At 70.9% G+C, this 11,406-nt stretch carries 15 protein-coding genes and 2 pseudogenes; 10 read left to right on the forward strand and 7 right to left on the reverse strand.

Going from position 1 to position 11,406, the window contains the following annotated elements:
- The first annotated feature begins 141 nt into the window (after positions 1-141).
- On the forward strand, positions 142-912 hold the full coding sequence (locus ACZ4D5_RS14505) for a trypsin-like serine peptidase (protein ID WP_467772682.1): 771 nt from the start codon (positions 142-144) through the stop codon (positions 910-912).
- A gap of 24 nt (positions 913-936) precedes the next feature.
- Here the strand turns inward: ACZ4D5_RS14505 and ACZ4D5_RS14510 are convergent, their stop codons facing one another.
- Together ACZ4D5_RS14510 and ACZ4D5_RS14515 are read right to left on the reverse strand one after the other, a co-directional pair.
- On the reverse strand, positions 937-1,404 hold the full coding sequence (locus tag ACZ4D5_RS14510; protein ID WP_467772683.1) for a hypothetical protein: 468 nt from the start codon (positions 1,402-1,404) through the stop codon (positions 937-939).
- A 143-nt stretch (positions 1,405-1,547) separates the two neighbouring features.
- A complete protein-coding gene (locus ACZ4D5_RS14515; RefSeq protein ID WP_467772684.1) occupies positions 1,548-2,144 on the reverse strand; it encodes a TetR/AcrR family transcriptional regulator in 597 nt (198 codons plus the stop codon).
- Between the two features lie 45 nt (positions 2,145-2,189).
- Between ACZ4D5_RS14515 and ACZ4D5_RS14520 the strand changes: the two genes are divergently transcribed.
- From ACZ4D5_RS14520 to ACZ4D5_RS14535, 4 genes are all read left to right on the forward strand, one after another.
- Positions 2,190-3,461, forward strand: coding sequence for an oxygenase MpaB family protein (locus tag ACZ4D5_RS14520; RefSeq protein ID WP_467772685.1), 1,272 nt, complete (start codon positions 2,190-2,192; stop codon positions 3,459-3,461).
- Between the two features lie 214 nt (positions 3,462-3,675).
- Positions 3,676-4,047: a phage holin family protein gene (locus tag ACZ4D5_RS14525; protein ID WP_467772686.1), complete on the forward strand. Its 372-nt coding sequence runs from the start codon at positions 3,676-3,678 to the stop codon at positions 4,045-4,047.
- Positions 4,044-4,448: a DUF3618 domain-containing protein gene (locus ACZ4D5_RS14530; protein ID WP_467772687.1), complete on the forward strand. Its 405-nt coding sequence runs from the start codon at positions 4,044-4,046 to the stop codon at positions 4,446-4,448. The genes ACZ4D5_RS14525 and ACZ4D5_RS14530 overlap by 4 nt, the downstream gene beginning before the upstream one ends.
- Entirely contained in the window at positions 4,445-4,711 is a 267-nt protein-coding gene (locus tag ACZ4D5_RS14535; protein WP_467772688.1) for a DUF4235 domain-containing protein, read from the forward strand. The genes ACZ4D5_RS14530 and ACZ4D5_RS14535 overlap by 4 nt, the downstream gene beginning before the upstream one ends.
- A 66-nt stretch (positions 4,712-4,777) precedes the next feature.
- Here the strand turns inward: ACZ4D5_RS14535 and ACZ4D5_RS14540 are convergent, their stop codons facing one another.
- On the reverse strand, positions 4,778-4,936 hold the full coding sequence (locus ACZ4D5_RS14540; RefSeq protein ID WP_467772689.1) for a hypothetical protein: 159 nt from the start codon (positions 4,934-4,936) through the stop codon (positions 4,778-4,780).
- Positions 4,937-5,461: 525 nt separating this feature from the next.
- Here ACZ4D5_RS14540 and arsM point away from each other — a divergent pair.
- Positions 5,462-6,277: an arsenite methyltransferase gene (gene arsM, locus ACZ4D5_RS14545; protein WP_467772690.1), complete on the forward strand. Its 816-nt coding sequence runs from the start codon at positions 5,462-5,464 to the stop codon at positions 6,275-6,277.
- Between the two features lie 59 nt (positions 6,278-6,336).
- Here the strand turns inward: arsM and ACZ4D5_RS14550 are convergent, their stop codons facing one another.
- Both ACZ4D5_RS14550 and ACZ4D5_RS14555 read right to left on the reverse strand, forming a co-directional pair.
- On the reverse strand, positions 6,337-6,546 hold the full coding sequence (locus tag ACZ4D5_RS14550) for a hypothetical protein (protein ID WP_467772691.1): 210 nt from the start codon (positions 6,544-6,546) through the stop codon (positions 6,337-6,339).
- Positions 6,543-6,965 carry an arsenate reductase ArsC gene (locus ACZ4D5_RS14555; protein ID WP_467772692.1) on the reverse strand — a complete coding sequence of 141 codons (423 nt, stop codon included), beginning with the start codon at positions 6,963-6,965 and terminating at the stop codon, positions 6,543-6,545. The genes ACZ4D5_RS14550 and ACZ4D5_RS14555 overlap by 4 nt, the downstream gene beginning before the upstream one ends.
- A gap of 94 nt (positions 6,966-7,059) precedes the next feature.
- Between ACZ4D5_RS14555 and ACZ4D5_RS14560 the strand changes: the two genes are divergently transcribed.
- The 3 genes and pseudogenes from ACZ4D5_RS14560 to ACZ4D5_RS14570 form a co-directional block, all read left to right on the forward strand.
- Positions 7,060-7,368: an ArsR/SmtB family transcription factor gene (locus tag ACZ4D5_RS14560; protein ID WP_467772693.1), complete on the forward strand. Its 309-nt coding sequence runs from the start codon at positions 7,060-7,062 to the stop codon at positions 7,366-7,368.
- Complete coding sequence (arsB, locus tag ACZ4D5_RS14565) at positions 7,365-8,492, forward strand: ACR3 family arsenite efflux transporter (protein WP_467772694.1); 1,128 nt, start codon at positions 7,365-7,367, stop codon at positions 8,490-8,492. Before ACZ4D5_RS14560 ends, arsB begins: the two co-directional genes overlap by 4 nt.
- Before the next feature lie 104 nt (positions 8,493-8,596).
- A pseudogene (locus tag ACZ4D5_RS14570) lies at positions 8,597-8,775 on the forward strand (pyridine nucleotide-disulfide oxidoreductase); the annotation flags it as partial.
- A gap of 285 nt (positions 8,776-9,060) precedes the next feature.
- Here the strand turns inward: ACZ4D5_RS14570 and ACZ4D5_RS14575 are convergent.
- Complete coding sequence (locus tag ACZ4D5_RS14575; RefSeq protein WP_467772695.1) at positions 9,061-9,441, reverse strand: ArsR/SmtB family transcription factor; 381 nt, start codon at positions 9,439-9,441, stop codon at positions 9,061-9,063.
- A gap of 107 nt (positions 9,442-9,548) precedes the next feature.
- Between ACZ4D5_RS14575 and ACZ4D5_RS14580 the strand changes: the two genes are divergently transcribed.
- Positions 9,549-10,910: an NAD(P)-binding domain-containing protein gene (locus ACZ4D5_RS14580; RefSeq protein ID WP_467772696.1), complete on the forward strand. Its 1,362-nt coding sequence runs from the start codon at positions 9,549-9,551 to the stop codon at positions 10,908-10,910.
- A gap of 239 nt (positions 10,911-11,149) precedes the next feature.
- Here the strand turns inward: ACZ4D5_RS14580 and ACZ4D5_RS14585 are convergent.
- Positions 11,150-11,406: pseudogene (locus ACZ4D5_RS14585) on the reverse strand (S1 family peptidase); the annotation flags it as partial.

Here is an 11,406-nt window from a genome sequence, read left to right on the forward strand (position 1 = left end):
CCGCGCCCGCCTCCGGCCGTTCACGCGCCGGCCTGCAGGTATTCATCGCACATCGAGATCGTTTGTGCGTGGCGTCACAGAGAATCCTCAGATTCCTGGGGCATGCTTCCCGGCAGACGAGCGAGGTGTGAGGTGAGTGAAGTGCGAGGTCAGAGGGGTGAGCGGCGGATGGCGAAGGGCGTACGGGCGAGGCGCGGGCGCCTGCGGGCCATGCTCGCCGTGGGCGCCTTGTTCTCGTGCCTCGCGCTCGCGAACACCGACGCGCTGCCCCACGCCGTCGCCCCGGCCGCGCACCCCGCTCCGCCCGCCGACGCGGCGCGGGTCGGTGCCCTCTTCGACGGCGACCTGGACGGCGGCCACTTCTGCACCGCTTCCGTGGTGCACAGCAAGGGCCGCGATCTCATCGTCACCGCGGGCCACTGCCTCAGCGACGGCAAGGGCGTCACGTTCGCCCCCGGCTACCACGACGGCAAGGCCCCCTACGGCCTGTGGAAGATCGACCGCGTCTACGCCGACGACCACTGGACCCACGACGAGGACGAGGACCACGACCTCGCCTTCGCCGTCCTCCAACCGCTGGACGGCCGACAGGTCGAGGACGTGACCGGGGCCAACACCCTGGACACCGCGGCGGGCACCGACCACCGCGTCACCGTCACCGGCTATCCCGCCGACGAGGACGCCCCGCGCACCTGCACCAGCCCCACGAAGCGCTTCCGCGCGGGCCAGCAGAGCATCGGCTGCCCCGGTTTCACCAACGGCACCAGCGGGAGCCCGTGGGTCACCGCCGACGGCCACCTGATCGGTGTCCTCGGCGGCTACCACGGGGGCGGAGACACCCCCGACGTGTCGTACAGCGTGATCCTCGGCACCGAGGCGGCCGCCCTCTACGCCAAGGCCACGCACCGCTGACGCGGCCCCGAAGGGCTGCGTCTCTCAGATGCCCGCCGAGGCCATCTCGATGATCGAGCGGTAGTGGGCGGCGGCGGACACCACACAAACCCGGTACGTTCGGTTCTCCTTGACCACCAGGAAGTAGTCCCTGATCTGCTTCCAGTACTGGCGCAGATAGCTCAGACCGGGCATGAACGCGGGCGGCCTGGGCACCAGCGCGAAGGCCTCGGAGCACTTCAGGATCCCGCCGGTCACCTCCGACAGGACGTTCGCCACATCGGCGTTCATGTTCCAGCCCGCCGCCAGCTCCGGGGTCCAGATCGACCCCGCGATCTCACGGAGCTGCTCCTGCTCCTCCGGCGTCGGGTCGCTCTGGACCGTCACCGCGGTCCCCGTCGTGCGAGCGGCGGCGGGTTCCGTCGCCTGCGCCGTCCCCACGGCGCCGGCCACGGTCATCACCCCCGCGGCGAGCAGTGCCACCGACGAGAGTCTGAGCGAACGTACCGTCATCCCTGTCCCTCCCCTTGCTGTGTGAACTCCCCTGCCGTTCCTGGCGGGTCGACGGTCACACGCACCCGTCGAACGGTCAACGAGCGCCCGTGCGCCATGGCCGAATCGCCGCACGGCAGCAGCAGGGCAGCCGGGCGCGACCGTCAGACCGGCTTCGTCCCTGCCATGTAGTTGGCCACCAACCTCGTGAGTTCCTCGACCAGTTCCTCACGCCGGATCGCGGGGCGTTCCAGGACCCAGCGGACGCTGAGCGCCTCCATCGCGGACACGATCACCCATGAGCGCGTGGTCCCGCCCCGCTCCCCCGGCGCCCGCCCCGCGAGGTAGGCCGAGCCCAGGTCCTGGACGCGGCGGCGCAGCGCGTGCAGATGGACCTCGCTGTAGCGCGGCGGGACCTCCTCGGTCACAACGCGAAGCAGTCGCGAATCGTGCTCCAACGCGGACAGCAGCGCTTCCACCGCGTTGGGGATCAACCGCTCCGGCGGGTCGGTGAAACGGTCGGCCAACGACGCCGTCACCCGGTCGCCGGTCTCCGCCCAGAACCGCTCCATGAGGACCGTCAGCAACTCGTCCTTGTCGCGAAAGTACTGGTAGAGGGAGCCCGGGCTGACACCCGCCTCGTCCGCGACCCGCGTGGTCACGAAGCGCGCGTAACCGTCGCGCGCCAGCACCGTCCGCCCTGCGGCGACGATCCGCTCCACCATCCGGCGGGACCGCTCCTGCCGCGGCTCCTTCCGCATAACGCGAATTGTATGCGAGTAAATATTCGCGTTAGAACGGGTCGCATGACACAGATCAGCGAGGTCCGTGACACAGGCCGCTTCCCGAGCCGCTTCCGGGAGGCCGAGGACCGCGGTCGCAGGATCGCCCGCGCGATCTTCCTCTTCGCCGACATCGACAAGGACGTGGACGAGTCGCTGATGGAGCGCCTGGGGAACGCGCTCCTCGAACGCGACGAGTTGGGCGCCGCCCTCGCCGAGGCGATGCGCCTGCCCGCCGGGGACCCGGAGCGCGTCACACACGCGCAGATCCGCGATGCGCTGTCCGCGGCCCCCGACGTGCCCCGGGATCTGCCGCCCGCGCTGCGGGCCTTCCTCGACCACGCGACGACCGTGCCCGACTGGGTGGACTGGGACCGTGTCGAGCGGGGCGCCGCGGCCTACCGTTGTCTCGGGCGCAACTCCGGTGACGTGCTCACTCTCCTGTCCCTCATCGGCGGTTACCGCTTCGGCGGCCCGTCCGACCTGCTCGTCCTCACCGGAGGGCTGACCGGTGACACGACGCTGCGACGCCTGGGCGAGACGACCAAGTGGTCCCATGCCGTCACCCGGGTCGGCGGCCTGCGCCCCGGCGCCGAGGGCTGGCGTCTGACGGTCCACGTGCGCGCCATGCACGCCCTGGTGAACGCGCGCTTCGAACCCCGCTGGGACACCGGGCGTTGGGGCTACCCGATCAACCAGGCCGACCAGGCGGGCACGCTCGGGCTCTTCGACAGCACCGTGATCGTCGGCTGCCTCGGACTCGGCGTGCGGCTCACCCGCGCGCAGCGCGACGACCTCATGCACCTGTGGCGCTACGTCGGCCTGCTGATGGGCGTCTCGCCGGAGTGGCTGACCGACGACGAGAGCGTCCGGCATCGCTGGAACCACCACATCCTGCTGGCCGCCGCCGGGCAGACCCAGGCCGGCCGGGACCTGGCGCGACAGACCCTGGACGCCCAGGCCGAACGCCGCTTCGGCCACCGCAGCCCCGTCGTGGAACGGCTCCACCAGCGCTACGAGAGGGCCCGTCAGGCGAGCCTCCTCACCGCCTTCATGGGGAAGGACAGCATGCGTGACCTGGGGCTGCGCCGCCGCATCCCCTGGGCGCTGCTCCTCTCCCTGGCGAGCAACACCGTCCGGTACAGGGTTCTCGGGGTCCTGCCCGGAGGCCGACGGCGGCTCGAGGCGCGCGGCGCGCGTATGCAGGACCGGCAGTTGGCCTCGATGTTCCACGGCGACCCCGCCGCGGTCGCCGAGCTGCCGCAGGCCCGGCGCGAGGCTTCCGTACGAGGATGAACCACCGCACACCGCCTTGGTTCCGAGCCGCCCTGTCCGGGGTACCCGCGCGTCCGTGAGGGCCGGGACACCCGCGATGTGCTCCTGGCCGATACGACGAGCGGGACGGGAGGTGATCGCCGTGTCAGGCACGCAGTCGCATGTCACCGCACAGAGTCCGGACACCGCACAGGGTCGGGACACCGCGCAGGATCGGAGCCCCGGTCAGGAGCCGGTGAGCGAACTGGTGCAGCGCGCCTCGCAGCAGCTGACCGAGCTGGTGCGCGGTGAACTGCGTTTGGCGCAGGCGGAGATGAGGGAGAAGGGCAAACGCTACGGCAAGGGCGGCGGCCTGTTCGGCGGCGCCGGTGTCGTCGGATTCCTGATGCTGCAGGCGCTGGTGGCGACCGCCATCGCGGCGCTTGCCGTGCCGCTTCCGGTGTGGACCGCGGCGCTGATCGTCACCGCCGTGCTCGGCGTGATCGCGGCGGTGCTGGCCGCGACCGGCAAGAAGCAGGTCGGCCGGGCCGCCCCACCCGCCCCTGAACAGGCCATCGACAGCGTCAAGGCCGATGTGGCCACGATCAAGGAGAGTGCCAGGCGATGACCCAGCCGCCGCATGACGAACCCACCGCCGCCGGCCCCGAGGAACTGCGCGAGCAGGTGGAACAGACCCGCGCCGAGCTCGGGGAGACCGTCGAGGCGCTCGCGGCCAAAGCCGACGTGAAGGCCCGGGTGAAGGACAAGGCCGCCCAGGTCAAGCAGCAGACGGAGGCCAAGGCCGCGGAGGCGAAGGACCAGGCCGCGGCCAAGGCGGACCTCGTCAGGGCCAAGGCCGTCGACGTGGCGCACCAGGTGCAGGACACGTTGCCCGAGCCCGTACGGCACCAGGCCGCCCGGGGCGCGCGGACCGCCCGGGACAACCGCACCGCCGTCCTGGTCGCGGCGACCACCGGAGCACTCGTGCTGTGGCTGGTCTCCCGCCGCGGAAGGGGAGGGCGCGCATGAAGGCATCGACCCTCGCCTACAAGCCGGTCGGCTTCGCGCTGGGAGCCGTCAGCGGCATGATCGCCGCGGCGATGTTCCAGAAGGCGTGGAAGGTGCTCGGTCACGACGAAGACGCCCCGGACGCCACCGACGAGGAGCGCGGCTGGCCCGAGGTGCTGCTCGCCGCCACGTTGCAGGGCGCGATCTTCGCCGCGGTCAAGGCCACCGTCGACCGCGCGGGCGCCACCGCCACCCGCAACCTGACCGGCACGTGGCCCGGTTGACACCGCCCCCCGCATCACGTCGGCGCCCGGCGGCCGTGAACGCCGCCGGGCGCCCGGGAGATCTGGTCAGACCAGGCGGCAGGGGCTGCGCGAGGCAGGGCCTGCGGTCATGTCGCTGACCACCACGCGGTGGTCGCTGTTCACCGTATGCAGCATGCACGCACGGGAACGCACCGCGCCCCTGCTCAGGATGTAGTCGAACTTCTTGCCCGAACCGACCTGCATGCCCCGGCAGCGACGGGCCCAGCCGCGCTTGCAGTACGGGGCGGCGCCCTCTGGCCCGCCAGGCGGGTCTGGAACATCGTGAACCTCCGCCGCTCGATTCCGTCCGTCTCGTCGTGGAGCACGGTTTCGGGGGCGCCGTCGAGCTTCGTCCCCTTGGCCACCAGGACCGCCGACTCCAGCGCTCCCCAGCACGGGAGGCCGGGCCAGTCCGCGTGATGGGCCTGGCACTCCAGCCCCTGTGACTTCACGAGCTCTGTGGCTTGAAGCGCTCGATCTGCGCGGCGATCGGCTCCGGCGATCCGAGGTCCGAACCTCGGGGACGGCTGCGCACCGGCGTCGAGCACCTGGTGCGCGTCGTCAACCAACTGACCGCGCACACCCGGCAGCCGCTCCACGCGAGGCGCTGTCCGAGCCCGGCCCTTCAGTCCGGGCGGCGCCTGATTCGACGTTTCTCTATGTTGACGTTCATCGATTCAAGGGGCAGCCTTGCTTTCACGGACATCGATACAGCAGGAGGGGTTCCCCATGAGCGACCAGTCCGATCTGCGGGAGACGGTCCGCGCCGGCTATGCCGCCGCCGCCCTCAAGGTCACCCAGGGCGGCACTGCGTGTTGCGACTCCGGGGCAGTCGAGATCGACGAGAACTTCGGGTCCGGTCCGTACGGGTCCGATGAGCGCGAGGCGCTGCCCGCCGACGCGGTTGCCGCCTCGCTGGGGTGCGGCAACCCCACCGCCGTCGCAGACCTGCGCGAGGGCGAGCGCGTCTTGGACCTCGGCTCGGGCGGCGGCATCGACGTCCTGCTGTCCGCGCGCCGGGTCGGGGCGAGCGGCAAGGCGTACGGGCTGGACATGACCGAGGAGATGCTCGCGCTCGCCCTGGCCAACGCGAGGAAGGCCGGGGCGAGGAACGTCGAGTTCCTCAAGGGCACCATCGAGGCGATCCCGCTGCCCGCGCACACCATCGACGTGGTGATCTCCAACTGCGTGATCAACCTGTCCGTCGACAAGCCCGCCGTCTTCGCCGAGATGTTCCGGGTCCTGGCCCCGGGCGGGCGGATCGGCATCTCGGACGTCGTCGCCGAGGACCACCTCAGCGCCGACCAGCGGGCCGAGCGCGGGAACTACGTCGGCTGCATCGCGGGCGCCCTCTCGTTCAGCGAGTACCGGCAGGGCCTGGAGGCAGCCGGGTTCTCCGACGTCACCCTCACCTCGACCCACCAGGTCGCCGACGGCATGCACACCGCCATCGTCAGCGCGACCAAGCCCGCCACCGCCGATCTCCTGCCGGTCACCGAGACGGCCGGACCGGCGCAGGGCGAGGGCTCTTCCTGCTGCGGCTGATCCGCACCGCCCCCGTACACCGAAGGGCCGCACCCTCAAGGGCGCGGCCCTTCACATGCTCAGGCGTTGTCGCCGCCGACCACGACGATGCCGCGACCCTTGAAGAAGAAGGGGAAGTTCTCCATCTCGGTCGTGGTCGTGAGCGATCCGCCGACGACCATGCCGCTGCCGCACGGCAGCGGCCCGAGCCGGGCATGGGCCATGGGGACGGCGGCGGCGCATCCGGCGGGGCCGACGCCAATGGCGACGACGTCGCGCACCTCGCTCACACCGTCGCCTCCGGCCCGGCCGGGGCGATCTCGGCGATCAGGCCCTCGACCAGGGTCTTGATCTCGTCGCGGATCGGGCGCACGGCCTCCACGCCCTGTCCGGCCGGGTCCTCCAGCTTCCAGTCGAGGTAGCGCTTGCCGGGGAAGACCGGGCAGGTGTCGCCGCAGCCCATGGTGATGCACACGTCCGACTCCTTCACCGCGTCGACGGTGAGGATCTTCGGCGCCTCCTGGGAGATGTCGATGCCGACCTCGGCCATGGCCTCGACGGCCGCCGGGTTGACCCGCTCGCCCGGGTCGGAGCCGGCCGAGCGGACCTCGACACGGTCTCCGGCCAGGCGGGTCAGCCAGGCGGCGGCCATCTGGGAGCGGCCGGCGTTGTGGACGCAGACGAACAGGACGGACGGCTTGTCGGCCATGGTGATCGTTCCCTCTCGTCGCATGGCGGACCCGACCGCCAATGACTTCAGCCCCCGCTGGTATCAGCGAGCGGTGATGTGACATTATCAGCGCATGCTGACTTCAGTCGATCCTGATGTGATCCGGGTGCTGGGCGATCCGCTCCGCCTGAAGATCGTGACCCTGCTGGCGCGCGAGACGCTGTGCACGACGCATCTGGTCCAGGAGACCGGAGCCAAGCAGACCAACCTGTCCAACCACATGAAGGTGTTGCGCGAGGCCGGGCTGGTGGAGACCGAGCCGTGCGGCCGCTTCACCTACTACAAGCTCAAGCCCGAGGTCCTGGCCGGCCTGTCCGAGCAGTTCGCCGAGCTCGCCACCTCGGCCCGCACCGCCGCCGAGAACAAGAGGGCCTGCCCGTGACCTCCACCGAGCCCACCACCGCCCGCGCCCAGAGCGCCCCGAGCGCCGAGGCGGCCGGGGACGAAGCGATCGTCAAGAAGCTCTCCACCCTCGACCGCTACCTCGCGGTGTGGATCCTGCTCGCCATGGCCGTCGGTCTGGGCCTGGGCCGTCTGATCCCGGGCATGAACGACGCCCTCGCCAAGATCGAGATCGGCGGGATCTCCCTGCCGATCGCGCTCGGCCTGCTCGTCATGATGTACCCGGTGCTGGCCAAGGTCCGCTACGACCGGCTCGACCGCGTCACCGGCGACAAGAAGCTGATGGTCTCCTCGCTGGTCGTCAACTGGGTCGTGGGACCTGCGGTGATGTTCGCCCTGGCGTGGATCTTCCTACCGGACCTGCCCGAGTACCACACCGGATTGATCATCGTCGGCCTTGCCCGCTGCATCGCCATGGTCATCATCTGGAACGACCTGGCCTGCGGCGACCGCGAGGCCGCCGCCGTCCTTGTCGCCCTCAACTCCGTCTTCCAGGTCGTCGCGTTCGGCCTGCTCGGCTGGTTCTACCTCGACCTGCTGCCCCGATGGATGAACCTCGGCGACGGCCGGGGCCTGGACGTGTCCGTGTGGCACATCGCGCTCAACGTCATCATCTTCCTCGGCATCCCACTGCTGGCCGGGTTCCTCACCCGCCGCGTCGGCGAGCAGAAACTGGGCCGTGCCGACTACGAGGCGAAGTTCCTGCCGAAGATCGGGCCGTGGGCGCTGTACGGGCTGCTGTTCACGATCGTCATCCTCTTCGCCCTGCAGGGAAAGACCATCACCTCGCAGCCGCTGGACGTGGCCCGGATCGCGCTGCCGCTGCTGGTGTACTTCGCCCTCATGTTCTTCGGCACGTTCTTGCTCGGCAAGGGACTGGGCCTGGCCTACGACCGCACCGCGACCCTCGCCTTCACCGCGGCGGGCAACAACTTCGAGCTGGCCATCGCGGTCGCCGTCGCCACCTTCGGCGTCACCTCCGGCCAGGCCCTGTCCGGTGTCGTCGGCCCGCTCATCGAAGTGCCGGTGCTGATCGGCCTGGTCTACGTCGCGCTCGCCTGGCGACGGAAGTTCGCCGCCGACGCGGTCACGACGGCCCCATGACGCGGCGCACTGACGTGGTGGTGGTCGGCGGCGGCCAGGCAGGACTCGCCGCCGACCACCACCTGCGCCGACGCGGCCTGGACTTCGTGGTCCCGGACGCCGATCCGGCGCACCTGCGCGGTACGCGCGGCCACATCCCCACCGAAGGAACCCGGGCTCTGGACGAGCCTCGGCCGCATCTGCCCGGGTAGGCGATTGGACCGGCCCCGCCTGAGCCACCCTCGTCGGCGTCGGCCGTACCGCCCGGGACGCCGCCCGCGAGGTTGCCGACCTGCTCGGATAGGCGCCGAAGCCGCCGCGCCACCGCCGGCGCATGGACTTCCTGCCGCCGGCGCGGACGGTCGCGCCACCCACACCGCTTGTCCAACTGGGCAGGGCCGAGGCCGTCTTGTCCGACGTACCCCCGCGTAGTGCACACTGGGCGGCCTTACGGATCAGCCCAACCGGTCTTCTGCTTCCTCTTCCCCCGCCCCCTCAGGATGGCAACCGCTCGCCTCGGCCTCCACCACTTGGGTGCCCGCCCAGTGGTACGGCGCCCCTCGGCGGTGCCGCAGGCGTCCGAGTGTGGTCAGGCCACAGCCCCTGCGCCTACCAGCAGTTGACCCATCGCGGCCAGCACGCCGGGCTCGACACGGTAGTAGACCCAAGTCCCGCGCCGTTCGGAGCTGAGCAGACCGGCGTCCTTCAGCTTCTTCAGGTGGTGGGAGACCGTCGGCTGGGAGACACCGACGTCGGAGATGTCGCACACGCACGCCTCGCCGCCCTCGTGCGAGGCGACCGCGGAGAACAAGCGCAGACGGATCGGATCGCCGAGGGCCTTGAACATCTTCGCGGTCCGCTCGGCCTCCTCGGCCGTCAGCGGGCGCTGGTTCAGCGGCGGGCAGCACGGCTCCACCGCGTCATCCGGCTGGTTCAGCACCGGCAGCTCCACCACACGAGAATTCGACATGCGTCAATATTGACATCCGTCGAAGCGGCGGGGCAAGCTCTGGAGCATCCCCCATATCGACAAACGTCGAATCAGAAGATCGACGGCACCTGCCGAGGGAGCACCCGATGAACGAGAACACCCCCGCCGCCACCCTGCCGACCGTGGTCATCGGCGCGGGCCCGATCGGTCTGGCCGCCGCCGCCCACCTGGTCGAGCGCGGCATCGAACCGCTGGTCCTGGAGGCCGGCGACGCCGCAGGCAGCGCAGTACGCGACTGGTCGCACGTCCGGCTGTTCTCCACCTGGGCCGAGGTCGTCGACCCGGCCGCCGAGAAGCTCCTGGCCCCCACCGGCTGGGTCAGGCCCGACGGCGCCACCCACCCCACCGGCGGCGACTGGGCCGAGCGGTACCTGCAGCCGCTCGCCGACGTCCTCGGCGACAAGATCCGCTACGGCGCCCGCGTCACCGGCGTCTCCCGCGTCGGCCGCGACCGCGTGGTCGACGCCGACCGCGAGCAGCAGCCCTTCACCGTGTACGTCACGAGCACCGACGGCAGCGAGGAACGCCTCCTGGCCCGCGCCGTCATCGACGCCTCCGGCACCTGGTCCACCCCCGGCCCGCTCGGCGGCGACGGCCTGCCCGCCCTCGGCGAACGCTCGGCCGCCGACCGCGTCTCCTACCGCCTCCCCGACCTCAAGGACCCCGTCGTACGCGCCCGTCACGCAGGCAAGCGCACCGCAGTCGTCGGCTCCGGCGCCTCCGCCTTCACCGCGCTCGCCTCCCTCGCCGGCCTGGCCAAGGAGGTCCCCGGTACGCACGCGGTGTGGATCCTGCGGCGCGGCATCTCCGGCTCCACCTTCGGCGGCGGCAGCGCCGACCAGCTCCCCGCCCGCGGCGCCCTGGGACTTGCCGCCAAGGCCGCCGTCGACGACGGATACGCGGACGCGGTCACCGGCTTCCGCACCGCCGCCGTCGAACGCAGCGGTGACCGGATCGTCCTGGTCGGCGAGGACGGGCGCCGACTGGACCCGGTCGACGAGGTCATCGGCCTGACCGGCTTCCGCCCCGACCTGTCCTTCGTCGACGAACTCCGCCTGGGCGTCGACGAGCGCCTCCAGGCCCCCGTCGCACTGGCTCCGCTGATCGACCCCAACGTCCACTCCTGCGGCACCGTCCACCCCCACGGCGTCAACGAGCTTTCCCACCCGGAAGAGGACGTCTACCTGGTCGGCATGAAGTCCTACGGCCGCGCTCCCACCTTCCTGGCCATGACCGGCTACGAGCAGGTCCGCTCCATCACCGCCGCCCTCGCCGGCGACCAGGACGCCGCCGAACGCGTCGAGTTGACCCTGCCCGAGACCGGAGTGTGCGGCGGCACCGGCCTCTTCGACGAGCCCCAGACCGAGGCGGCGGACGGCGGCTGCTGCGGTGCCCCCGCCCCCCTCCGGACCGGCGTGGGCACTCCCGCGCCCTCCGGCGGTTGCTGACCGGCCATCACCACCCTCAACACGCGCGAGGCCGCGACCGGAGCAGGGCACCGGTCACGCCCTCGCGCTGCGCCGTGCGTACCGCCCACGGAAATCCATCGGCATGTCGTCCATAGCACGACGTGACGCGGCGAACGTCTCGGCGAGGCCGTCGGGGACGGTTCCGTACCGCCCTGAACGGAATAGGCCGGTTCCGCGACCGCCTCGGTATCCCTCATGGCCTGATCAGAGACACACGGTCAGATCCAGTCGTCGCCCGGAGCGATGGCGAAGTACGTGCCGGTGTTGATTCGCGCCGCGATCTTCCCGTCGAAGCCATGGACGATCAGGTCGGCCTTGTTGTCGGCGTTGATGTCCGCGAAGTACAAACGCCCCTTCCCCGGCTGGCCAAGGTAGTTGGACCACCCCGCACTCCACTCCGTACCACCATCAAAGTACGACCCCCTGTTCAACCGCACAGAGACCTTCCCATCAGTGCCATGAACGATCAGGTCAG

Source organism: Streptomyces sp. NPDC025651, from assembly GCF_055558735.1.

Excerpts from the sequence above, each read along its gene's own strand:
- ACZ4D5_RS14510 (WP_467772683.1), bottom strand. The coding sequence starts at position 1,404 with ATGACGGTACGTTCGCTCAGACTCTCGTCGGTGGCACTGCTCGCCGCG.
- ACZ4D5_RS14515 (WP_467772684.1), bottom strand. The coding sequence starts at position 2,144 with ATGCGGAAGGAGCCGCGGCAGGAGCGGTCCCGCCGGATGGTGGAGCGG.
- ACZ4D5_RS14520 (WP_467772685.1), top strand. The coding sequence starts at position 2,190 with ATGACACAGATCAGCGAGGTCCGTGACACAGGCCGCTTCCCGAGCCGC.
- ACZ4D5_RS14530 (WP_467772687.1), top strand. The coding sequence starts at position 4,044 with ATGACCCAGCCGCCGCATGACGAACCCACCGCCGCCGGCCCCGAGGAA.
- ACZ4D5_RS14535 (WP_467772688.1), top strand. The coding sequence starts at position 4,445 with ATGAAGGCATCGACCCTCGCCTACAAGCCGGTCGGCTTCGCGCTGGGA.
- ACZ4D5_RS14540 (WP_467772689.1), bottom strand. The coding sequence starts at position 4,936 with ATGCAGGTCGGTTCGGGCAAGAAGTTCGACTACATCCTGAGCAGGGGC.
- arsM (WP_467772690.1), top strand. The coding sequence starts at position 5,462 with ATGAGCGACCAGTCCGATCTGCGGGAGACGGTCCGCGCCGGCTATGCC.
- ACZ4D5_RS14555 (WP_467772692.1), bottom strand. The coding sequence starts at position 6,965 with ATGGCCGACAAGCCGTCCGTCCTGTTCGTCTGCGTCCACAACGCCGGC.
- ACZ4D5_RS14560 (WP_467772693.1), top strand. The coding sequence starts at position 7,060 with ATGCTGACTTCAGTCGATCCTGATGTGATCCGGGTGCTGGGCGATCCG.
- ACZ4D5_RS14575 (WP_467772695.1), bottom strand. The coding sequence starts at position 9,441 with ATGTCGAATTCTCGTGTGGTGGAGCTGCCGGTGCTGAACCAGCCGGAT.
- ACZ4D5_RS14580 (WP_467772696.1), top strand. The coding sequence starts at position 9,549 with ATGAACGAGAACACCCCCGCCGCCACCCTGCCGACCGTGGTCATCGGC.